Origin of the sequence: Castellaniella sp. (assembly GCF_041675725.1) — a bacterium.
GTDB lineage: Bacteria > Pseudomonadota > Gammaproteobacteria > Burkholderiales > Burkholderiaceae_B > Castellaniella.
Window position 1 is genome coordinate 1 of sequence record NZ_JBAYTI010000047.1, and the last position, 21,542, is coordinate 21,542.

Below are 21,542 nucleotides of genomic sequence, written 5' to 3' on the forward strand. Positions count from 1 at the left end.
CATGCTGCAGGGCGGCCTCGGCCACTGCCACGCCCTGCAGGCCCCCCGCGTAGAGCGCCGCGTTCATCATGATGAACATGTATTCCAGCCCACGGTTTTCTTCGCCCACCAGATAGCCGACCGCCCCCCCGGTTCGCTCGGCATCGGCGCCATACAACAGCACGGCGGTCGGGCTGCCGTGAATGCCCAGCTTGTGCTCGAGCGACGCACAGACGAGATCGTTGCGCGGCCCGAGCGAGCCATCTTCGTTGATCAGATACTTGGGCACGATGAAGAGCGAAATCCCCTTCACCCCGGCCGGGGCGTCCGGAGTGCGCGCCAGGACCAGATGGATGATGTTCTCGGCCACATCGTGGTCGCCCCAGGTGATGAAAATCTTCTGGCCCGTCAAGCGGTAGCTGCCGTCAGATGCACGCACGGCGCGCGTCTTCACGAGCGCCAGGTCGGACCCCGCCTGAGGCTCGGTCAGATTCATGGTGCCCGTCCAGCGCCCCTGGATGAGCGGTGGAATGAAGCGAGCCTGCTGCTCTGGTGAACCAGCCAGCGACAGCGCCTCGATGACGCCGTCGGTCAGCAGCGGACACAGGGCAAATGCCAGATTGGCGGCATTCAGGTTTTCCGTGACCGCCGCGGCGACCAGGCGCGGCAGCCCCTGACCGCCCCGCCGCGGATCGTGGGGCAGGCCCTGCCAGCCACCTTGCGCATAGGCGGCAAAGGCCGCCTTGAAACCGGGCGACGTCGTCACCTGGCCCGCCTTGCATTGCGCTGGATGCAGGTCGCCGGCCCGATTGAGCGGGGCGACTTCCTGCTCGACGAACCGGGCGTTTTCCTCGAGCACCGCCTGCACCAGATCTTCGGAGACCTCCTCGAACCCTGCCATGGACAGGATCTCGGGCAAACCCGCCAAAGAGTGCAGAACAAAGTGGATGTCCTGCGAAGGAACCTGATAGGTCATGACTGCATCCTTATGACATGCGCAGGCTGGCCTCAGAGCGCCTGGGTCAGCTCGGGGATCGCCTCGAAGAGGTCTGCCACCAGGCCGTAGTCAGCTATGCTGAAAATGGGCGCATCGGCATCCTTGTTGATGGCCACGATGACCTTGGAGTCTTTCATGCCCGCCAGGTGCTGAATGGCCCCGGAAATCCCGACGGCGACATACAGCTGCGGCGCCACGATCTTGCCGGTCTGGCCCACCTGCCAATCGTTCGGCGCATAGCCGGCATCGACGGCCGCGCGCGAGGCCCCCAATGCGGCGCCCAGCTTGTCGGCCAGCGCCTCGAGCATCTTGAAGTTCTCGGCACTGCCCAGCGCGCGGCCACCGGACACCACCACCGAGGCCGACGCCAGTTCGGGCCGGTCGCTTTTATGAACTTCGCGGCCCACGAATGCCGATTGCCCGGAATCCGCCACTGCGTCTACCGCGGCAATAGCGGCCTGGCCCCCAGTGGCCGCCACCGGATCGAATGCCGTGGTGCGCACGGTGAGCACTTTGACGGCATCCGCGCTCTGCACCGTCGCCAGCGCGTTGCCGGCGTAGATCGGACGCGTGAAAGTATCAGCCGACTTGACCTCGACGATATCGGACACCTGGGCCACATCCAGCTGAGCGGCCACGCGCGGCGCCACGTTCTTGCCCGACACGGTGGCGGGAAAGACGATATGGCTGTATCCCTGGGCAAGCGCCAGCACCTGCGCCGAGAGGTTTTCGGCCAGGGCATGTTCGAGTGCGGGCCCGTCGGCATGCAGGACCTTGGTGACGGACGCCGCCTGCGCAGCCTGCTCGGCGACGGCCTGCGCGCCCAGACCCGCGACCAGTACGTGGATCTCATCGCCCAGTTGGGTCGCAGCGGCGACGGCGCACAGCGTGGCCGCCCCCAGTTGGGCGTTATCGTGTTCAGCAATAACCAGAATGCTCATTCAAACCACCTTTGCTTCGTTCTTGAGTTTGTCGACCAGCGTTGCCACGTCGGGCACCATGACCCCCCCTTTGCGGGCGGGCGGATCCATGACTTCGAGCGTCTTCAGGCGGGGCGCGACGTCTACCCCCAGGTCCTCGGGCGAGACGGATTCCAGCGGCTTTTTCTTGGCCTTCATGATGTTGGGCAAGGTGACGTAGCGCGGCTCGTTGAGGCGCAGGTCGACCGTGATCACGGCAGGCAGGGCGAGGTCCAGGGTTTCCAGGCCGCCGTCGATTTCCCGGGTGACCTTGACCCGATCGCCAGAGACTTCGACCTGGCTGGCATTGGTGGCCTGGGGCCAGCCCATCAGGGCGGCCAGCATCTGACCGGTCTGGTTGGCGTCATCGTCGATCGCCTGCTTGCCAAGCACCACCAATTGCGGTGTTTCTTTTTTGGCGAGTTCGGCGAGCAACTTGGCGACCGCCAGGGGCTGCAGTTCGGCATCGGATTGCACCAGAATGCCGCGATCAGCGCCAATGGCCATGGCCGTGCGCAGGGTCTCCTGGCACTGGGCGACGCCGCAGGACACCGCCACCACTTCGGTGGCGGCGCCCTTCTCTTTGAGCCGCACCGCTTCTTCGACGGCGATTTCATCAAACGGGTTCATGGACATCTTGACATTGGCGATGTCCACCCCCGAATGATCTGACTTGACGCGCACCTTGACGTTGAAGTCAACCACGCGCTTGACGGGTACCAAGACCTTCATCGAGCAACCTCCAGAATGGAAATGAAACAAAAAAAGCCAGGGCGCCCCTGTGCGGCTGCAGTAATGTGCTGCATCAGTAGCCCCCCAAAACCTTGACATGGGCGACCACGCTGCGCCCCAGGGCCGAATGATCGTAGCCCCCTTCAAGAAAACTGATGATACGCCCTGCGGCATGCTGCCCGGCGACCTCGACCAACCGCGCCGTGATCCACGCGTAATCGGATTCGACCAGCCCGAGGCCACCCATGTCGTCTTCACGGTGGGCATCGAAGCCAGCCGACACCAGCACCAGCTCTGGCCGGAAGGCCGACAGGGCGGGCAGCCAGCGATCCGCGACCAGCGCCCGGATCACGTCGCCCCCGGAATAGGCCGGCACGGGTATATTGACCATGTTCGACCCGGGATTTTCGGCGTGCAGATCTGGAAACAAGGGATGCTGGTAAAAGCTGCACATCAGGACACGCGGATCATGCAGGAACATTTCTTCGGTTCCGTTGCCATGATGCACGTCGAAGTCGATGATGGCCACCCGCGCCAGGCCATGGCGTTCGAGTGCATGGCGGGCCGCGACCGCGATGTTGTTGAAAAAGCAAAAACCCATGGCCTGCCCCGGTCGGGCATGGTGACCCGGCGGCCGCACGGCGCAAAAGGCGGTGCGGGCGCGGCCCGCCATGATTTCGTCTACAGCGGTCAAGCCCGCGCCCGCCGCCGCCCATGCCGCCGACAGGGTATGCGGATTCATCAGCGTGTCGGCATCGATGGGATAGTAGCCACGATCCGGGCTGCGCTGCTGAAGATAATGAAGATAATCTGACGCATGCACCCTGAGCACATCGGCGGCCGAGGCCTCGCGGGCATCCTTCTGCACAAGGAAATCCATCAGCCCGCTGGCCACCAGCTGATCGGAAATGGCATCCAGGCGCTGGGGCGACTCGGGATGCCAGTCGCCCATTTCATGCAGCCTGCAAGCGGGATGGGTAATATACAGTGTCTCCATAAAGGCCAATATGTTCAGACCAACCCTCTGTTTGCAAATACTTGCCCTATTGTTCGTACTGACGGGCTGCGCCAGCAGCCATGGCGGCAGCACGCAGGCAGGTGGCCATGCCGCGCTGCCTGCGGAACAAACTGGGACAAAAGGCCAAGCATTTGATTCTAACAGAGCTGCGCCCATGCCGGTGGCAGCCCTGGGGGATTTCGTGACCCCGGTCGGCCACTTGCTACCCGAGCTGGCCACCTTTGCGCACGAAGTATCGCAGACACGCCAGATTCCCATGGCCGACATCGAACCCCTGCTCAAGGAATCGCGCCGCAACGACACCGCGCTGCGGCTGATGGCGCCCCCCCCGCAGGGCCGCCGGATACGGCGAGCCTGGCAAAGTTACCAGCAACGCCACGTCGATCCCATTCGCATCCGCAGAGGGGTTGAATTCTGGCAGGCACACCAGGCCGATCTGGCCCGTGCCAGCGCCCGCACGGGCGTGCCCGCAGCCGTCATCGTAGCCATCATCGGCATAGAAACCGTCTATGGGCAATATACAGGTGAACACAAGGTGCTCGACACCCTGGTCACGCTCGGCTTTCGCTATCCGGATCCACAGCGGCCGGAACGGCAGGCCATGTTCCGCGACCAGCTGGCCGATCTGCTCGAGCTGCACCACGAAGGCCAACTGGATGCCCGCACGGCGCGGGGCTCGTTTGCCGGGGCCATGGGCCTGGCCCAATTCATGCCCGGCAGCCTCATGCGTTTCGCGGCCGACGGCGACGGCGACGGCCGCATCGACCTGAACGGCAGCACGGCAGATGCCATCGCCTCGGTGGCCCGCTTCCTGGAAATGCACGGCTGGGTCCGGGGCCTGCCGGTCTTCGCACCGGTCCTGTTGCCGCAGGATGCACGGCGCCTGGCCCAGGACAGCCTGACCCCGGAGACCGACTGGGCGACGCTGGCCGCGCTGGGCGCTCGGGTTCAACCCCGTTCGGACACCAACTGGGAGCGCTATCCTCTGGGGATCGTGAATTTGCGTGACGAAATCCGGGGCTCGCACGACGTACGCTGCGCCACCCCCAATTTTTTTGCAATTACCCAATACAACCGCAGTTATTTCTATGCGACTGCGGTGGCCGACCTGGCAACCGAAATCAGCCGGCGCATGCCGGGCTGAACGCCAGGCCGCCCCCCATGCCAGGGCCTGGAGACCCTGCCGACGGCATCAGGCCGGCTGGCCGAATACCCCCGTGGACAAATACCGGTCGCCCCGGTCACAGACGACGAACACGATGGTGGCGTCGTGCACGCGCTCGGCCACCCGCAGGGCTGCCACGGCGGCACCAGCCGACGAAATCCCGCCAAAAATGCCTTCTTCGGTGGCCAGGCGCCGGGCCATGGTTTCGGCCTGTTCCTGGGTGATGGGCTCGAAGGCGTCGACGGCGGACGGCTGATAGATCTTGGGCTGATAGGCCTCTGGCCATTTGCGAATGCCGGGTATGTGCGCCCCTTCGGACGGTTGGGCCCCTATGATGCGGATCGCGGCGTTTCGCTCGCGCAGATACGCCCCCACCCCCATGATGGTGCCCGTCGTACCCATGGCGCTGACGAAATGCGTGATACGCCCGCCGGTTTGCTGCCAGATTTCGGGGCCCGTGGTCTCGCGGTGGGCCCGAGGGTTGTCTGGGTTGGCGAATTGATCGAGCACCCGGCCCCGGCCTTCGGACTGCATGCGCAAGGCGGTGTCGCGGGCGAGCTCCATGCCCCCCTGATCGGCCGGTGTGAGGATGAGTTCGGCCCCATAGGCCCGCATCGCATCGCAACGCTCTTGTGAGGAATTGTCGGGCATGATGAGGATCATGCGGTACCCGCGCACGGCCGCGGCCATGGCCAGCGCGATGCCTGTATTGCCGCTGGTGGCTTCGATGAGCGTATCGCCGGGGTGGATTTCGCCCCGCTTTTCGGCCTCGCGGATCATGTACAGGGCGGCCCGGTCCTTGACCGAGCCGGCCGGGTTATTGCCTTCGAGCTTGGCCAGCACCACGTTGCCACGCGCCGCGCCCGCGGCGCCAGGCAGCCTTTGCAGGCGCACCATGGGCGTGTGCCCGATGATGTCTTCGATAGTAGGGTAAGAATCCATGGACCAAATCATACACCGGGATGCCGCCCGGCGGGATGCGGCGCATCCGATCCGGCGCACGCGCAGGCCCCGCCGGATCGCCCCGAAAAAAACGGGTCAGCGCCGCATGGGCGCCTGGGCCCGAGCCCCGGATGGCGCACCCGCACCGGGCTCGCCCGCCGACGGCCCGTGACTGGCCGGCCCGATGCTCAGGCCGGCCGCCTGCAGTGCACGGGCGCGACGCGGGCCAATCCCCTTGACGCGGTCGGAGAGGTCTTCGAAAGAATCGAATTGGCCGCCGCGTTGGCGCTCTTCGAGGATGATCTGGGCGGTTTTCGGGCCAATGCCACGGATGGCGCGCAATTCATCCAGACTGGCTGAATTCAGGTCGGTGGCCAGCGCGCACGCAGACCAGGCAAAAGCCGCCAGGCCAGCAGCCACGCAGGCACTGCGGGATTTCAGCCGGTGCACGGAGCGGGCCTTCCCGGTGCGAAATGTCGGATTCTGTAGGGGTCGGGCCACTGTGTCATGCAGAAAGGGATTCATGATCGGTCTCCTGTTGAAGGGTCCGATCATGATGCCTGCCCCATGATGCTGCGGGCGCAGACCCGCCATGGCTTTGGCACACGGTACAACTACAGGGGGTTCGACTCGGCACGCAGCCGCCCACGGGCCAGCAGATCATCGACGTAGCGGGCCACGCCCGTCTGCACGTCCATGAATGCGGCGTCATAGCCGGTCGCGCGCAACCGCCCGATATCGGCGCAGGTATGGCTTTGGTAGCGCCCTTTCAGGTCGTCGGGAAAATCGATGTAACGCAGTTGCCCGTTGGCCACGAGATCCGGCAGGCCGAGCGCTGGCTGGCCCTGGTGCCTGCGCAAGGTATTGACGACCGTGCCGGCGACCTCGTTGAACGTCTGTGCACGGCCCGTCCCGCAGTTGAAGATCCCCGAGTATTCGGGGTGATCGAAGAAGTGCAGATTGACGCGGACCACGTCATCCACATGAATGAAGTCGCGCTGCTGGCCGCCGTCGGCATAGCCATCCCAGCCGCCGAACAAGCGCACCTGCCCCTGCGCCGCATATTGGTTCATATTGTGGAAGGCGACCGACGCCATGCGCCCCTTGTGCTGCTCGTTGGGGCCATACACGTTGAAATAGCGCAGACCCACGACAGGTGCGCGCAGGCTGCCCAGATGGCGGCGCAATACCTGATCGAACAGAAGTTTGGAATATCCGTAGACGTTGAGCGGTTTCTCGCAGCCAGGCTCTTCCCGGTAGTCGGGCCCCGCCCCGTAGACCGCCGCGGACGAAGCGTAGATGAAAGGGATCGCGTGCCGCTGGCAGTACTCGAACAACTCGAGCGTGACGCGATAGTTGTTGTCCATCATGAAATGCCCGTTGCGCTCGGTGGTATCCGAGCAGGCCCCCTGATGGAACACCGCCTCGAGCCGGGGCAGGCCGGCATCGAGCACGCGCTGGCGAAACGCGTCTTTATGGAGATAGTCTTGAATGCGGCCATCGGCCAGATTGTGGAACTTGTCGCCCTCGGTCAGGTCATCGACCGCGAGGATTTCGTCGAACCCATGCGCGTTCAAACCACGGATGAGATTGCTGCCAATGAAGCCTGCGGCTCCGGTCACGATGATCATGATGCCAGCTCCTGTGCGGTCACAATAGAAGTCCCCAGCTTGCCTACCACGATACCGCCCGCGCGGTTGGCCCAGGCCACGGCATCCGGCCAGCCCAGCCCGGCAGCCCGGGTCACGGCCACGGTGGCCAGCACGGTATCCCCGGCCCCGGAGACATCGAAGACTTCGTGTGCCTGGGCGTCCACGTGGGTCCGCCCAGCCGCCGTATACAGGGTCATGCCCTGTTCGGACCGGGTAATCAGCAAGGCTTCGAGATCCAGCTGGCTGCGCAGCGACTGGGCGCGCCGCGTGAGATCGTCTTCGGACTCCCAGCGCCCGACGGCATCGCGCATCTCGCTCTGGTTGGGGGTCACCATGGCGGCGCCCCGGTAGCGCGGGTACCGATCCCCCTTGGGATCCACCAGGACGGGCACCCCATGCGCCCGGGCCTGGGCAATGACGGACTCGACCCGCGACAGCGTGCCCTTGGCATAATCGGACAGGACCAGCAGGTCGACCTGCCCAAGTGCGGCATCCAGGGTGTCGTGCAGGGCGTCCAGCGCAGCCGCGCCCGGCCCTTGTTCGAAATCGACCCGCAGCAATTGCTGTTGCCGGCCCAGGACCCGCATCTTCAGGGTGGTCTCCATACCCTGGGCATCTTCGAGCACGTGGTCGCGGATGCCGGCTTCGCGCAGCATGGCGCGCACGCGCGCACCGGGCTCGTCGGCCCCCACGATGCCAAGCAATGAAGCCTGTGCGCCCAATGCCGCAATGTTGCGTGCCACATTGGCCGCCCCGCCCAGGCGGTCTTCCCGCCGCGCGACCCGCACGACGGGTACCGGCGCCTCGGGCGAGATGCGCTCGACCTCGCCGAACCAGTAGCGATCGAGCATGATGTCGCCCATGACGAGAATCCGGGCGGCCTGGGCGTCCTGCAGCGGAAACGAATGGGAAAGGAGGCTCATTGGAGTTCTTCGAGCCGGCGCGGCCGGTAGGTTTCCCAGATATTGCATCCGGGGCATTGCCAGTAGAAGCGACGCGCCTCGAAGCCGCAGTGACTGCAGGCATACCGATCCAGGCGCTGGCTATGTTTGTGGATCAGGCTGCGCAGCAGGCCCAGGTCGGCGCCCGGCACCAGGCCCTCGGAGGTGGCGGCTTCGCCCTGGGCCAGTTCGACCTCGAGCAGACGATCCAGGCCCAGCAGAGAGGGCTGCGCACGCAGGACCTCGCGCGCAAATGCCCAGGCTCGCGCAGGCCCCTGCTGAGCACGCAGCGCCCGAAACACGACGTTGAACAAATCCAGCGTAGGATGCTCTTTGTACTGCAGCAGCAGAATCCCCAACCCTTCTTCTGCGCGCCCCAGGGTGATGTGGCAGTCGAGCAGCTTCTCTGCCACCAGGCCCGCGTATTCCGGGGCCTCGGCCAGCACCTGCGCCAGGCTGGCCCGCTGCCCTTCCAGATCCCCCCTGCAGGCTGCCCAATCGGCGCGCAACATGTGGATCCGCGCCACCGAGGCCGGGCTGCCGCCGCTTTGCCGGGCCGCGTTTTCGGCTGCATCCAGCGCCTGGTCAGCGTCATCGACCAGCGCTGGGCGAACTTCGAGAAACACCCGCGCCTGCTCGCAATAGTAATGCGCCAGTTGCGGCACCGGTTCTTGCACCCGGGCGTGCAGCTGTTGCACGGCCTCGATGGCCCGTGGCCAGTCGTGCTCGGATTCGTGGATCCGGATCAGGGCACGCAAGGCATCCAGGGCATGACGGCTGGGCAGCACGGCCTCGAAGCCTTTTTCAGCCCGGTCGAACATGCCGGCCTTGAGAAAATCCCGCGCCAGCTCGAGCTGGGCGTTTTCACGCTGCTCATGGGGGAGGTCTTCGCGCGAGAGCAGGCTCTGGTGTACGCGGATCGCCCGTTCGATCTCGCCCCGGCGCCGAAACAGGCTGCCCAGTGCAAAATGCAGTTCAGTGGTTTCGGGATCCAGCTTGGCCACTTCGATGAAGGCATCGATCGCCCGATCGGGCTGTTCGTTGAGCAGGAAATTCAGCCCCTTGAAATACGAATCGGGCAAGTTGCGGGTTTCGGACAGCATCTGGCGAAAATCGAAACGCGCCGCGACCCAGCCCAGCCCGAACAACACCGGGACGAAGATCAGCCACCAGGGCTCGAAATCCAAATCGACCTCCGATTAGAGCGGAGCCAGCGGAACCGCTGTTTCAGGTGTGCTGGGCGCCGACGGCATTTGCGATGACTCGGCCACGACCGGCCGGCCGGACAGCTCTTCTCGCAGGCGGGCGGCCTCGCGGCGCAGGCGATTGACTTCGCGGCGACGGCGCAGCAGGGCCATGGCCGCCATGAGCACGCCGAACAACACGCCCAGGCCAAACGCCGCCAGCATGACCACGATGAGCGGCACCTGAGGGATCACTTGGTCGGCGAAAAAGCCGACGTCGACCGGGCTCGTGTTTCTGAGCGCGAACAGCAGCACGACGACGAAGACGATCAGGCGCAGAATCCAAACCAGATAGCGCATGGGACAGAGCTCCATGAGATGATCGTGCCATTGTAAAGGGAAAGGCACGCCCTTTGGCCCAGCGGCCGATCGTGCCCGCCGCGCCCCGCGCCTGGCGGGACGCGGCGTACGCCCGGCCGCCTAGGCCTGCCCTGTGACGTCGTCGAACAGGCCGGCGGGTGTCGGGCGGGTGGATTCGGCCGGCGCCTGATCCACCCTCTGGCGCAGCTCTTTGCCCGGCTTGAAGTGCGGCACCCGTTTGGCCGGCACCTGCACGAGCTCACCCGATCGGGGGTTGCGCCCCAGACGGGGCAGGCGATTGGAGAGCGAAAAGCTGCCAAACCCACGTATTTCGATCCGCTGGCCCTGGGCCAATGCCAGGGCCATGGCGTCGAGCACCGTGCGCACGGCCAGATCCATGTCGCGGATCGACAGTTGCGCGTGACGCTCTGCCAGCGAGGCGATGAGCTCGGACTTGGTCAGGCCCGGCATCAGTCGTCGCGCTGCTGATCGAGCTTGGCCTTGAGCAGGGCGCCCAGGTTGGTCGTGCCGGAGGATGCGCTGGCTTCGGTCATGCGCTGGATGGTTTCAGCCGTTTCCGCATTGTCGCGCGCCTTGATCGACAGCTGGATCGAACGCGTCTTGCGATCGATGTTGATGATCATGGCTTCGACGTTGGCGCCCTCTTGCAGGACCGTGGTCGCGTCTTCGACACGCCCCGCCGAGATCTCGGAGGCCCGCAGATAGCCTTCGACGTCGACCGACAGCGTCACCACGGCCCCCTTGGGTTCGACCGATTTCACGGTGCCGCTGACCACGGCGCCCTTGTCGTAGGTGGCCACGAAATTGTTGAAAGGATCCCCCTCGAGCTGCTTGATGCCCAGGGAAATGCGTTCCTTGTCGGTGTCGATGCCCAGCACGACCGTTTCGATTTCTTCGCCCTTGCGGAAATTGCGCACGGCCTCTTCGCCCGATTCTGACCAGGAGATGTCGGACAGGTGCACCAGGCCGTCGATGCCGCCAGGCAGGCCGACGAACACGCCAAAGTCGGTAATGGACTTGATCGCGCCGCGGACCTTGTCGCCGCGTTTGAAGTTGGCCGAGAAGTCTTCCCAGGGGTTGGGACGGCACTGCTTCATGCCCAGCGAGATGCGGCGGCGGTCTTCGTCGATCTCGAGGACCATGACCTCGACCTCTTCGCCCAGGGTGACCACCTTGCGCGGATCGACGTTCTTGTTGGTCCAGTCCATTTCGGACACGTGCACCAGCCCTTCGATGCCGTCCTCGACTTCGACGAACGCGCCATAGTCGGTCAGGTTGGTGACCTTGCCGAACAAGCGGGTGCCTTGCGGATAGCGCCGGCTCAGGCCGATCCAGGGATCTTCGCCCAGCTGCTTGACCCCCAGCGAGACCCGCTGCTTTTCCTGGTCGAACTTGAGCACCTTGGCCTCGATGTCCTGGCCCACCTGCAGGACCTCGGACGGGTGGCGCACCCGGCGCCACGCCATATCGGTAATGTGCAGCAAGCCATCGATGCCGCCGAGGTCGACGAAGGCCCCGTAGTCGGTGATGTTCTTGACCACGCCCTTGACGATGGCCCCTTCGTGCAGGGTCTCGAGCAGCTTTTCGCGCTCTTCGCCCATGCTGGCCTCGAGGACGGCACGCCGGGACAGCACCACGTTGTTGCGCTTGCGATCCAGCTTGATGACCTTGAATTCGAGGGTCTTGCCTTCATAGGGGGTGGTGTCCTTGACCGGACGCAGGTCGACCAGCGAGCCGGGCAGGAAGGCGCGGATCGCGTTGGTCATGACTGTGAGGCCGCCCTTCACCTTGCCGGTGATGGTGCCGTTGACCAGTTCACCCGATTCGAGCGCCTGCTCGAGCTGCAGCCAGGCCGACAGGCGCTTGGCGCGGTCGCGCGAGAGGACGGTGTCGCCGTAGCCGTTTTCGAGGGAGTCGATGGCCACCGATACGAAATCACCATCTTCGACTTCGAGCTCGCCCTGGTCGTTGAGGAATTCTTCGAGGGGGATGTAGGCCTCTGATTTGAGGCCGGCATTGACCACGACAAAGTTGTGATCGACGCGCACGACTTCGGCCGAGATGACCTCGCCCGAACGCATGTTCTGATTTTTGATGCTGGCCGCAAAAAGATCGGCAAAGCTTTCGCCGCCCAGGGCGGCTTCGGTGGTAAGGGTGGACATGAAAAAAAATCCGTAAGCCAGAATGAGGCAACACGCCGGTGAAAACCAGCGGAGTGAAAAAACCCTGCAACGCAGTTGCCAGACTACGCTGCAAGCCCGCGTGCCCGGCACAGGCCAAGCACTTGTTGCACCACGGATTCGACCCCAAGACGGGAGGAATCCACGGTAATCGCATCATGCGCAGCCACAAGCGGCGCATGTGCCCGCCCCCGATCGCGTTGATCGCGCAGCCGAAGGTCTTTCAAAAGGTCGACCATGTTAACTGAAATCCCTTTCTCGATCAACTGTTTATAACGTCTTTCAGCGCGTATGCCGACGTCGGCATCCAGGAAAATCTTGAGGGGTGCATCTGGAAACACGACCGTGCCCATATCCCGCCCATCCGCCACCAGGCCGGGCGGCATCCGAAACTCGCGCTGCCGCTCGAGCAGGGCAGCCCGCACAGCCGGCCAGGCAGCCACCCGCGAGGCCAGTTCGCCAATGTGCTCGGCCCGGATGTCATCCGCCACCGGACGCCCGCGAAGGAACACCTGTGCACCGTCGAACCGGATGTCGAGCTGACGCGCCAGGCGTGCCGCCTGCTCGGCGTCGGAGCCGTCGCCACCGGCTTCGTGCACCGCCAGGGCCGTAAGCCGGTAAAGCGCGCCACTGTCGAGCACCTGCCATCCCAGTGCCTGCGCAACAAGACGGGCGATCGTGCCTTTGCCCGACGCCGTCGGACCATCGATGGTGATCACCGGAACCGCGGATGTTTCAGATGACATGGCACCCCCTGCGCGCTCAGGCCTGGCCGGGCGGCAGCGCGGTGCCGGACACCAGCCGCTGAAAATCGGCGAAATAATCCGGATACGTCTTGGACACGCACCCCGGATCCAGGATGGTGATGGCGACCGGCCCGAAGCTCGCCAATGAAAAACACATCGCCATCCGATGATCGTCGTACGTATGAATGGCGGCCGGGCGCCAGCCGGACCGTTCCAGCGGATAGACGGTGAGCCAGTCTTCGCCGGCCACGACATGCGCGCCCAGCTTGCCCAGTTCGGCCTGCATGGCGGCGATGCGATCGGTCTCCTTGACGCGCCAGCTGCCGATATTGCGCAAACGGCACGGACCGTCGGCATACAGGGCCAGTACGGCCGCGGTCATGGCGGCATCCGGGATCTGGTTGAAATCCAGGTCGAATGCACGCAGCTGCTCGCCGAATGCCACTGAAACCCCCCGCACCGTCATGGCGTGCGGCTCGCGCGTGACCTCAGCGCCCATGGCCTCGACCACGTCGGCAAAGGCCACATCGCCCTGGACACTGCTGCTGCCGACGCCTTCGATGCGGATGGGCCCGCCGGCGATGGCGCCCAGCCCGAGAAAATAAGAGGCGGACGACGCATCCCCTTCGATGGGGAACGTGGCCATCGGCCGATAGGCCGCCCCGGCGGGGATCTCGAAACGCCGCCAGCCCTGATGACGCACCTCGACACCGAAGCGAGCCATCAGGTCCAGCGTGATCCGGATGTACGGCTGCGAAATCAGGGGCCCGTCGAGCTCGATCACGACCGGCTGCGCCGCAGTCGCGGCCAGGATCGGCGCCGCCATGAGCAGCGCCGTCAGGAACTGGCTGGAGACCGTCCCGCGCACGCGCACCGGCTGGCTCGCATCCGGGCGCCCCGATCCGATGCGCAGGGGCGGATAACCCGGCTGGCCTTCGTAATCGACGACGCAACCCAGGCCTCGCAGGGCATCGACCAGATCGCCGATCGGGCGCTCGTGCATGCGCGGCACGCCCGCCAGCCGATAGTCGCCGCCCATCAGGGCCAGCGCGGCCGTGAGCGGCCGAAAGGCCGTGCCGGCATTGCCGAGGAACAGATCGGCCCGGCGCACCGGCCAGCGCGCACGGCCGTGCACCCGGACTCTGGCGTGGCCCGTAGGGATGACATCGAGCCCCAGAGCCTGCAAGGCCACCCGCATGACGCGGATGTCGTCAGAGTCGAGCACGCCGGTGAGCTCGGTCTGCCCCGCCGCCAGAGCGGCCAGCAGCAGGGCGCGATTCGAGAGGCTCTTGGAGCCGGGCAGTGAAATGCGGCCTTGGGCCTGTGTGGCCGGTGGCAAGATCAGGGAGGCGTCGGTCATTCGGTTGGGTTCCTGCCGCCCCAGAAGCGGCGCGCCAAGGCGGCCTGTTCGAGCAGGGCCTCGAGGGCTTCTGGATCGGATGGGTCCTGCAGGCTGGCACGCAATTGCTGCAGGACGAGCATGAATTCGTCCAGTTCGCCCAGCAGCGCCGAGCGATTGGACAGAAAAATATCGCGCCAGACTTCGGCCGAGCCCGCCGCAATCCGGGTGAAATCGCGAAAGCCGGTACCGGCCAGGTTCAGGCGCACATCGGCATCGGCCGAGCGGACCACCTGTGCCATGTACGCGGCCGAGAGAAAATGCGGCAGGTGGCTGACCGACGCCAGGGCGCGGTCATGCATCTCGGGCGTCATGAGCTGGACCCGTGCACCGCACGCCTCCCAGACCCGGATCAGGTGATGCAGGCGCACCCCCGGCGTTTCCTCGAATGGCGTCAGTACGACTTTGCGGCCATGAAAAAGCATGGCGTCCGCGGCTTCCGGGCCGGCCACTTCGGAACCGGCAATCGGATGCCCGGGAATGAATTGGCTGCTGCACGGCCCAAGGTGCGTGCGGGCCATGTGCGCGACGTCCTGCTTCGTGCTGCCGGCATCCGTGATCAGGGTCTGCTGCCGCAGCACCGGCGCCAGGACCTGCAGCACCTGGCCCATGGCCCGGATCGGCGTGGCCAGGAGGATCAGATCGGCGCGGGCCGCAGCCTGCTCGAGATCGACCGCTTCGTCGATCAGGCCCAGCTCGCGGGCCCGTTGCAGGGCGGCCGGCGTACGCCCCACCCCCAGCACGTGCCCGACTTGCCCGACACGACGCAGCGCTGCGGCGAACGAGCCACCGATCAGGCCCGCCCCGACCACGGCCAGGACCGGCACCAAAGGCGCAGGCTGGTCGCTCATGCAGCCAGGGCGGCACCCAGTGCCTCGAGCAGGCGGGCGTTTTCATGCGCCAGCCCCACAGTCACCCGCAGGTGCTCGGGCAAGCCGTCGGCAGCCACCGGGCGCACGATCACCCCCTGGCGCAGCAGGTGCTCGTGCACCCGCGGCGCATCCCCGACCCGCACCAGTACGAAATTGGTATGGCTGGGCACGTAGTCGAGACCCAGCGCGGCGAAGCCCTGCTGCAGCTGCTCGCGCCCTTCGTGATTGAGCGCATGGGTACGAATCAGGAAATCCGTGTCATCCAGGGCCACCCGGGCCGCCAACTGCGCCAGGACGTTGACGTTGAACGGCTGGCGCACGCGGTTGAGCATGTCGGTGAGATCGGGCTGGGCCAGGGCGTAGCCCACACGCAGGCCGGCCAGGCCATAGGCCTTGGAAAACGTGCGCGTGACGATCAGATTCGGATAGCGCCGGACCCACTCGGTGCTGTCGAACTGCGCGCCCGGTTCAAGGTACTCGTTGTAGGCTTCGTCGATCAGCACCGTCAAGCCGTGACCATGCCGCTGCCAAGCCGTCTCGAGAAAATGGTCGACTTCGGCGGCCGGCACGTGGGTCCCCGTGGGGTTGTTGGGGTTGGCGATGAACAGCAGGCGCGTATCGTCGGCCACCGCCTGCAGCATGGCCGGCAGATCGTGGCCGTAATGACGCGTCGGCACCTCGATGTGACGTGCGCCACGGGCCTGGGTGGCCAGGCGATAGACGACGAAAGCGTGTGCCGAATAGACCGCCGATCGCCGGCTATCGAGCAGCGCGAGCGAGGCCAGTTCGAGCAGGTCATTCGACCCGTTGCCCAGGGTGATCCAGTTTTGCGGCACCTGGTAGCGCGCGGCCAGCGCCTCTTTGAGATCAAATCCATTGGCATCCGGATAACGCCCCTGCAGGGCGCCAGCCGCCTGCCCCAGGGCTTCGCGCACGCGCCCCGAGCACCCCAGCGGGTTTTCATTGGACGCCAGCTTGATGATGCTGGCTGGATCCAGACCGTACTCGCGGGCCAGTTCTTCGATGGGCTTGCCGGGTTGATACGGCGCCAGAGCCTGTACGTGTTCCAAGGCCGGGACGACTGACATGACGACACCTTATTGTTTGGGGTACGACCCCAGCACTTTGAAAAAAGCGACCTGTTGACGCAGTTCGGCCAACGCCTTGGCGACAGGCGCATCGGCCCGGTGCCCCAACACGTCCACATAAAAATAGTATTCCCACTGGCCCGTGCGGGCCGGGCGCGACTCGAGGCGCGTCATGGACACGCCGTGACGCGACAGGGGCGCCAGCATTTCGTAGACTGCGCCGGCGCGATTGGGTACGGCCACGACCAGGCTGGTCTTGTCATCGCCCGTGGGGCCTGCATCGAACGGCCCTACGGCGACGAAGCGGGTTTGATTCTGGGGGTCGTCCTGGATGCCGCTGACCACGGCGCTCAGGCCCCAGGCGGCCGCGGCCGCGTCGCCCGCGATCGCCGCACAGGTGGGATCCTCGGAGGCCATGCGCGCCGCCTGTGCATTGCTGGCCACGGGCAGGCGTTCGAGCTCTGGGTGATTGCGGCTGAGCCACCCCTGGCACTGGGCCAGCGCCTGCGGATGCCCGAGTACTTTGACCACCCCCTCGAGCCCACCCGTGCAGGTCAGCAGGTTATGGTGAATGCGTATGGTGCGCTCGCCCAGCACTTTCAGCGATGAATGCAGCAGCAAGTCGAGGCTGCGGTTGACCGCCCCCTCGGACGAGTTTTCGACGGGGATCATGCCGACGTCCGCCTGCCCGGCCTCGACCGAGCGAAAGACTTCGTCGAAGGACTCGCAGCGCAAGCCCGTGATGAAATGGCCAAAGTGTTCGTGCGCCGCCTGCTCGGAAAATGACCCCTGCGGGCCCAGATAAGCTACCGTCAGGGTGCTTTCGAGGCCCCGGCAGGTGGAAATGATCTGCCCCCAGATGGCAGCGACGGCCGCCTCGGGCACCGGCCCCGGGTTGAGCGCCTGCAGGCGCCGGATCACCAGCGATTCGCGCTCGGGCTTGAGGATCGGGCCGCCCGCGTCGACGGCCTGCTTGGCCTGCCCGACTTCGAGGGCCGCCTGGGCACGCTGGTTGAGCAGGTCGAGGATCTGCTCGTCCAGCGCGTCGATCCGCGCCCGCAGCGGCTCGAGCACGGCCTGCAGGCGTTCATCCATGACGCGCCTCGAAGTCTTGCATGAACGCGACCAGGGCCTGCACACCCGCCAGCGGGGTCGCATTGTACAGCGAGGCCCGCATGCCGCCCACCGACTTGTGGCCCTTGAGCGCCAGCAGGCCGGCGGCTTCGGATTCGGCCAGGAACAGGGGTTCGAGCGCGGGATCACGCAGGCGGAAGGGTACGTTCATGCGCGAGCGCACGCCCGGATGAATCGGGTTTGAATAGAGCGCCGACTGGTCGATGTACGCGTACAACAAATGCGATTTGGCGCGGCTGGCAGCTTCCATGGCCGCCACCCCACCCTGCCCGAGCAGCCACTTGAACACCAGGCCGGTCATGTAGATGCCATAGGTGGGCGGCGTGTTGAACATCGAGCCAGCGGCGGCCACCTGCGCATAATCGAACACGGACGGGCAGCTGCCTGTGGCATGGCCCAGCAAGTCTTTGCGGATCATGACCAGCGTGACCCCCGCCGGCCCGGCGTTTTTCTGCGCCCCTGCATACACCATGCCCAGGCGCGAGAAATCGACGGGCCGCGTCAGAATATTGGACGACATGTCGGCCACCAGCGGCACGTCGGGGCTGCCGAGCGCGGCCAGATCGGGCAGGCTGGGAAATTCGACGCCACCAATGGTCTCGTTCGCGCACACGTGCACGTAGGCGGCCTGGCTACGGATACGCCAATGAGCGGGTTCGGGCAGCCAGCACCAGGCCTCATAGGCCTGCCCGCCGATCTCGGCGGGTGTCTCGGCCGTCGCCGCCAGCGCCATGTCGCCATAGCGCTGGGCCTCGGCCCAGGACTTGCGCGACCAATGCCCGGCCACCACGTAATCCGCCATGGCCGACCCGCGACGCTGCGCGAGGTTCATGGGGATCAGGGCGTTCTGGGCCGAGGCCCCGCCCTGCATGAACAGCACGGCGAAGTCGTCTGGTATCGCCAGCAGGCTGCGCAGATCGGATTCGGCCTCGTCGCGGATGCGGCCAAACGCTTTGCTGCGGTGGCTCATTTCCATGACCGACACCCCGGTACCGTGCCAGTCCGTCATTTCGGCGGCCGCCTGCTCGAGCACGGCGAGGGGCAGCGCCGAGGGGCCCGCCGAAAAGTTGTACGGACGATTCATGGCAGATCCCCGGGGGGCGTGTCGACAGACCCGGCCGAGGCATCCGGCCCCGAGGCATCCGGCCCCGCTTCCGGATCAGGATCGGGGGACAGTGCGTCGTCGTCGGGCTCGTCTGCATCGCTTTCCGCCACCCGCTGTACGCCCGAGAGACGGCAATCCTCATCCACCTGGATCAGCGTCACACCTTGCGTGGCCCGGCCCATTTCGCGGATTTCGGATACCCGCGTGCGCACCAGCACGCCGGCGGTCGTGATGAGCATGATTTCGTCGGCCGGGCGCACCAGCACGGCCCCGACCACCTTGCCGTTGCGCGCAGTGGTCTGGATGGCGATCATCCCCTTGGTACCCCGATTGTGGCGCGTGTATTCGACGATGGGCGTGCGCTTGCCAAAACCGTTTTCAGTGGCCGTCAGCACCCCCTGGGATTCATCTTCGGCCACCAGCAGGGCGATCACGGACTGGCCCTCGTCGAGTGCCATGCCGCGCACGCCCCGGGCGGTACGCCCCATGGGACGCACGTCGTTTTCATCGAAACGCACCGCCTTGCCCGCATCGGAGAACAGCATGACATCGTGCGCGCCATCGGTCAGTTTGGCGCCGATGAGAAAATCGCCCTCATCCAGCCCCACCGCGATGATGCCCGCCTTGCGCGGATTGGAGAAATGCGACAGCGGCGTCTTCTTGACGGTGCCCTGCGACGTGGCCATGAAGACGAACTGGTCTTCGGCAAAGCCCTTGACGGCCAGCACCACGGTAATGGTTTCGCCATCGACCAGCGGAAACATATTGACGATGGGCCGCCCGCGCGCGTTGCGCGAACCCTGCGGGACCTCCCAGACTTTGAGCCAGTACACCCGGCCATGGTCCGAGAAACACAGCAGATGGTCGTGCGTATTGGCGATGAAAAGCTGATCGACCCAGTCATCTTCCTTGGTGGTGGTGGCCAGCTTGCCCCGCCCACCGCGCCGCTGGGCCCGATATTCAGACAGCGGCTGGCTCTTGATGTAGCCGCTGCGCGACAGGGTCACCACCATGTCCATGGGGGTGATCAAGTCTTCGGTTTCCAGCTCGGTCGCATTGAATTCGATTTCGGCCCGACGCGCATCTTTGACGGGATCCGAGAATTCTGCGGCGATCGCCTCGAGCTCCTGGGCGATGATCTCGGTGACCCGCTCGGGGCGGGCCAGGATATCGAGCAGATCGGCAATCGTATCCATGATGTCGCGATACTCGGCCACGATCTTGTCCTGCTCGAGGCCGGTCAGGCGCTGCAGGCGCATGTTGAGGATTTCCTGCGCCTGCACTTCGGACAAATGGTACAGGCCATCGGCCTGCAGGCCGTATCGTGGCTCGAGGCCCTCGGGGCGGTATGCGACCCGCCCGCCCGACTCGACATTGGCGTCGGCCCGGGCCAGCATCTCGTGTACGAGGGTAGAGGCCCAGCCACGCTGCATGAGCGCTTCGCGGGCGATCGGCGGGGTGGCGGCGGCCTTGATGATGGCGATGAAATCATCGATGTTGGCCAGCGCCACGGCCAGCCCTTCGAGCACATGCGCGCGGTCGCGCGCCTTGCGCAATTGGAACAGCGTGCGGCGGGTGACGACCTCGCGACGGTGCTGCAGGAAATACTGCACCATCTGCTTGAGATTGAGCAGGCGGGGCTGGCCATCGACCAGAGCCACCATGTTCATGCCGAATGTTTCCTGCAGCTGCGTATTTTTATAGAGGTTGTTGAGCACGACCTCGGGGACTTCACCGCGCTTGAGCTCGATGACCAGACGCATGCCGTCTTTGTCGGATTCATCGCGGATGTCGGAAATGCCTTCCAGGCGCTTTTCATTGACCAGCTCTGCAATGCGCTCTTGCAGGGATTTCTTGTTGACCTGGTAGGGGATGGCATCGACGATGATGGCCTGCCGGTGCCCGCGGTCGAGGTCTTCAAAGTGGACCTTGGCGCGCATGATCACCCGGCCACGCCCGGTACGATACCCTTCGCGCACCCCGGCAATCCCATAAATGATGCCGCCCGTGGGGAAGTCGGGCGCCGGAATGCGCTCGATGAGCTCATCGAGCGTGCAGTCGGGATGATACAGGCAGTGCAGGCAGCCGGCGACCACCTCGGCCAGGTTGTGCGGCGGGATATTGGTGGCCATGCCCACCGCGATCCCGGCACTGCCATTGACGAGCAGGTTCGGCAGACGCGACGGCAACAACAGGGGTTCCTGCTCGCTGCCGTCGTAGTTGGCGCCGAAATCGACCGTGTCCTGGTCGATGTCGGCCAGCAGCTCGTGGGCGATGCGCGCCAACCGGACTTCGGTGTAGCGCATCGCGGCCGCGTTGTCACCGTCGATGGAGCCGAAGTTGCCCTGGCCATCGACCAGCATATAGCGCAAAGAGAAGTCCTGGGCCATGCGCACGATCGTGTCGTAGACCGCCGAATCGCCGTGCGGGTGATATTTACCGATCACGTCGCCGACGATACGCGCTGATTTCTTGTAGGGGCGGTTCCAGTCGTTGTTGAGTTCGTGCATGGCAAACAGCACGCGCCGGTGCACGGGCTTGAGCCCGTCGCGCACGTCGGGCAGCGCACGCCCTACGATCACGCTCATTGCATAATCGAGATAACTGCGCCGCATCTCGTCTTCTAGCGAGATCGGCAGAGTCTCCTTGGCGAATGAATCCATGTTGTGTCCGAAAAAACCAGCAGGCAAGGGTCGATGGCTACCAACAGCCAATCGTTGATTCTATCATTCACGCCCGGGACATATCGCCCCGCCGCGACCCGCCCGGCCCCAATGCGAGATCGGCCGCATCGTTGTAAAAACCCCACATTCACTGCCACCGAATCCATGAAAACGCCGGCAAGGCGGGCTTCCAGGGGACCAATACTTAACCTGTACACCGCAAATGTCATAAGATTTCGGCTAACACGCATAAAAACCCGGCACAAAGCCAAGCATCTCGAGCAGACATTGCTATACTTAAGGCGTTCTTTCGATATGCGGCGGGGGTTCGCTGCGGTCACTTTCAAGCATCATGCTCAAACGAGGAGAAACATGAACAAACCCTCCAAAATCGCTATTGGACTC

Annotated in this window: 20 protein-coding genes; 1 reads left to right on the forward strand and 19 read right to left on the reverse strand. The window is 64.9% G+C overall.

Features of this window, described 5'->3' with window-relative positions:
* From WCZ84_RS10085 to WCZ84_RS10100, 4 genes are all read right to left on the reverse strand, one after another.
* Nucleotides 1-955 (reverse strand): acyl-CoA dehydrogenase family protein (locus WCZ84_RS10085; protein WP_372686142.1); only part of this gene is annotated, 955 nt, incomplete at its 3' end.
* 32 nt (nt 956-987) lie between these two features.
* A complete protein-coding gene (locus tag WCZ84_RS10090) occupies nt 988-1,917 on the reverse strand; it encodes an electron transfer flavoprotein subunit alpha/FixB family protein (RefSeq protein ID WP_372686143.1) in 930 nt (309 codons plus the stop codon).
* On the reverse strand, nt 1,918-2,667 hold the full coding sequence (locus WCZ84_RS10095; RefSeq protein WP_372686144.1) for an electron transfer flavoprotein subunit beta/FixA family protein: 750 nt from the start codon (nt 2,665-2,667) through the stop codon (nt 1,918-1,920). It lies immediately after the preceding gene.
* Between the two features lie 73 nt (nt 2,668-2,740).
* Nucleotides 2,741-3,664, reverse strand: a complete 924-nt coding sequence (locus tag WCZ84_RS10100; protein ID WP_372686145.1) for a histone deacetylase family protein — start codon at nt 3,662-3,664, stop codon at nt 2,741-2,743.
* Nucleotides 3,665-3,839: 175 nt separating this feature from the next.
* On the opposite strand from WCZ84_RS10100, the gene mltB reads away from it, so the two are divergent.
* The gene (gene mltB / locus WCZ84_RS10105) at nt 3,840-4,829 is read left to right on the forward strand and encodes a lytic murein transglycosylase B (RefSeq protein ID WP_372686146.1); all 990 of its coding nucleotides are present in this window, start codon (nt 3,840-3,842) and stop codon (nt 4,827-4,829) included.
* A 48-nt stretch (nt 4,830-4,877) separates the two neighbouring features.
* Here mltB and cysM read toward each other — a convergent pair whose 3' ends face one another.
* From cysM to gyrA, 15 genes are all read right to left on the reverse strand, one after another.
* Nucleotides 4,878-5,792, reverse strand: coding sequence for a cysteine synthase CysM (gene cysM / locus WCZ84_RS10110; RefSeq protein ID WP_372686147.1), 915 nt, complete (start codon nt 5,790-5,792; stop codon nt 4,878-4,880).
* Between the two features lie 96 nt (nt 5,793-5,888).
* Nucleotides 5,889-6,317, reverse strand: a complete 429-nt coding sequence (locus tag WCZ84_RS10115; RefSeq protein WP_372686148.1) for a ComEA family DNA-binding protein — start codon at nt 6,315-6,317, stop codon at nt 5,889-5,891.
* An 89-nt stretch (nt 6,318-6,406) separates the two neighbouring features.
* Nucleotides 6,407-7,423: an ADP-glyceromanno-heptose 6-epimerase gene (gene rfaD, locus WCZ84_RS10120; protein ID WP_372686149.1), complete on the reverse strand. Its 1,017-nt coding sequence runs from the start codon at nt 7,421-7,423 to the stop codon at nt 6,407-6,409.
* Nucleotides 7,420-8,367, reverse strand: a complete 948-nt coding sequence (gene rfaE1, locus WCZ84_RS10125; protein ID WP_372686150.1) for a D-glycero-beta-D-manno-heptose-7-phosphate kinase — start codon at nt 8,365-8,367, stop codon at nt 7,420-7,422. The genes rfaD and rfaE1 overlap by 4 nt, the downstream gene beginning before the upstream one ends.
* Complete coding sequence (lapB, locus tag WCZ84_RS10130; RefSeq protein WP_372686151.1) at nt 8,364-9,572, reverse strand: lipopolysaccharide assembly protein LapB; 1,209 nt, start codon at nt 9,570-9,572, stop codon at nt 8,364-8,366. Before lapB ends, rfaE1 begins: the two co-directional genes overlap by 4 nt.
* Before the next feature lie 12 nt (nt 9,573-9,584).
* Nucleotides 9,585-9,929 carry a lipopolysaccharide assembly LapA domain-containing protein gene (locus WCZ84_RS10135; protein WP_372686152.1) on the reverse strand — a complete coding sequence of 115 codons (345 nt, stop codon included), beginning with the start codon at nt 9,927-9,929 and terminating at the stop codon, nt 9,585-9,587.
* Nucleotides 9,930-10,049: 120 nt separating this feature from the next.
* Nucleotides 10,050-10,391: an integration host factor subunit beta gene (locus WCZ84_RS10140; RefSeq protein WP_372686161.1), complete on the reverse strand. Its 342-nt coding sequence runs from the start codon at nt 10,389-10,391 to the stop codon at nt 10,050-10,052.
* Nucleotides 10,392-10,399: 8 nt separating this feature from the next.
* Nucleotides 10,400-12,112, reverse strand: a complete 1,713-nt coding sequence (rpsA, locus tag WCZ84_RS10145; protein ID WP_372686153.1) for a 30S ribosomal protein S1 — start codon at nt 12,110-12,112, stop codon at nt 10,400-10,402.
* 83 nt (nt 12,113-12,195) lie between these two features.
* On the reverse strand, nt 12,196-12,876 hold the full coding sequence (gene cmk, locus WCZ84_RS10150; protein WP_372686154.1) for a (d)CMP kinase: 681 nt from the start codon (nt 12,874-12,876) through the stop codon (nt 12,196-12,198).
* A 16-nt stretch (nt 12,877-12,892) separates the two neighbouring features.
* Nucleotides 12,893-14,236 carry a 3-phosphoshikimate 1-carboxyvinyltransferase gene (aroA, locus tag WCZ84_RS10155; RefSeq protein ID WP_372686155.1) on the reverse strand — a complete coding sequence of 448 codons (1,344 nt, stop codon included), beginning with the start codon at nt 14,234-14,236 and terminating at the stop codon, nt 12,893-12,895.
* The gene (locus WCZ84_RS10160; protein ID WP_372686156.1) at nt 14,233-15,126 is read right to left on the reverse strand and encodes a prephenate dehydrogenase; all 894 of its coding nucleotides are present in this window, start codon (nt 15,124-15,126) and stop codon (nt 14,233-14,235) included. The genes aroA and WCZ84_RS10160 overlap by 4 nt, the downstream gene beginning before the upstream one ends.
* Nucleotides 15,123-16,235 carry a histidinol-phosphate transaminase gene (gene hisC / locus WCZ84_RS10165; protein ID WP_372686157.1) on the reverse strand — a complete coding sequence of 371 codons (1,113 nt, stop codon included), beginning with the start codon at nt 16,233-16,235 and terminating at the stop codon, nt 15,123-15,125. The genes WCZ84_RS10160 and hisC overlap by 4 nt, the downstream gene beginning before the upstream one ends.
* Before the next feature lie 9 nt (nt 16,236-16,244).
* Nucleotides 16,245-17,330 (reverse strand): prephenate dehydratase, encoded by a 1,086-nt coding sequence (gene pheA, locus WCZ84_RS10170; RefSeq protein ID WP_372686158.1) that lies wholly within the window; start codon nt 17,328-17,330, stop codon nt 16,245-16,247.
* A complete protein-coding gene (gene serC / locus WCZ84_RS10175) occupies nt 17,323-18,453 on the reverse strand; it encodes a 3-phosphoserine/phosphohydroxythreonine transaminase (protein ID WP_372686159.1) in 1,131 nt (376 codons plus the stop codon). The genes pheA and serC overlap by 8 nt, the downstream gene beginning before the upstream one ends.
* Entirely contained in the window at nt 18,450-21,137 is a 2,688-nt protein-coding gene (gyrA, locus tag WCZ84_RS10180; RefSeq protein WP_372686160.1) for a DNA gyrase subunit A, read from the reverse strand. Before gyrA ends, serC begins: the two co-directional genes overlap by 4 nt.
* Between the last annotated feature and the right edge of the window lie 405 nt (nt 21,138-21,542).

What these genes read in the sequence shown, in the direction of transcription:
- gyrA (WP_372686160.1), bottom strand. Translation starts at nt 21,137, where the DNA reads ATGGATTCATTCGCCAAGGAGACTCTGCCGATCTCGCTAGAAGACGAG.
- WCZ84_RS10135 (WP_372686152.1), bottom strand. Translation starts at nt 9,929, where the DNA reads ATGCGCTATCTGGTTTGGATTCTGCGCCTGATCGTCTTCGTCGTCGTG.
- pheA (WP_372686158.1), bottom strand. Translation starts at nt 17,330, where the DNA reads ATGGATGAACGCCTGCAGGCCGTGCTCGAGCCGCTGCGGGCGCGGATC.
- cmk (WP_372686154.1), bottom strand. Translation starts at nt 12,876, where the DNA reads ATGTCATCTGAAACATCCGCGGTTCCGGTGATCACCATCGATGGTCCG.
- WCZ84_RS10160 (WP_372686156.1), bottom strand. Translation starts at nt 15,126, where the DNA reads ATGAGCGACCAGCCTGCGCCTTTGGTGCCGGTCCTGGCCGTGGTCGGG.
- rfaE1 (WP_372686150.1), bottom strand. Translation starts at nt 8,367, where the DNA reads ATGAGCCTCCTTTCCCATTCGTTTCCGCTGCAGGACGCCCAGGCCGCC.
- WCZ84_RS10100 (WP_372686145.1), bottom strand. Translation starts at nt 3,664, where the DNA reads ATGGAGACACTGTATATTACCCATCCCGCTTGCAGGCTGCATGAAATG.
- mltB (WP_372686146.1), top strand. Translation starts at nt 3,840, where the DNA reads ATGCCGGTGGCAGCCCTGGGGGATTTCGTGACCCCGGTCGGCCACTTG.
- WCZ84_RS10090 (WP_372686143.1), bottom strand. Translation starts at nt 1,917, where the DNA reads ATGAGCATTCTGGTTATTGCTGAACACGATAACGCCCAACTGGGGGCG.
- rpsA (WP_372686153.1), bottom strand. Translation starts at nt 12,112, where the DNA reads ATGTCCACCCTTACCACCGAAGCCGCCCTGGGCGGCGAAAGCTTTGCC.
- WCZ84_RS10095 (WP_372686144.1), bottom strand. Translation starts at nt 2,667, where the DNA reads ATGAAGGTCTTGGTACCCGTCAAGCGCGTGGTTGACTTCAACGTCAAG.
- hisC (WP_372686157.1), bottom strand. Translation starts at nt 16,235, where the DNA reads ATGTCAGTCGTCCCGGCCTTGGAACACGTACAGGCTCTGGCGCCGTAT.
- rfaD (WP_372686149.1), bottom strand. Translation starts at nt 7,423, where the DNA reads ATGATCATCGTGACCGGAGCCGCAGGCTTCATTGGCAGCAATCTCATC.
- serC (WP_372686159.1), bottom strand. Translation starts at nt 18,453, where the DNA reads ATGAATCGTCCGTACAACTTTTCGGCGGGCCCCTCGGCGCTGCCCCTC.
- cysM (WP_372686147.1), bottom strand. Translation starts at nt 5,792, where the DNA reads ATGGATTCTTACCCTACTATCGAAGACATCATCGGGCACACGCCCATG.
- WCZ84_RS10115 (WP_372686148.1), bottom strand. Translation starts at nt 6,317, where the DNA reads ATGAATCCCTTTCTGCATGACACAGTGGCCCGACCCCTACAGAATCCG.
- aroA (WP_372686155.1), bottom strand. Translation starts at nt 14,236, where the DNA reads ATGACCGACGCCTCCCTGATCTTGCCACCGGCCACACAGGCCCAAGGC.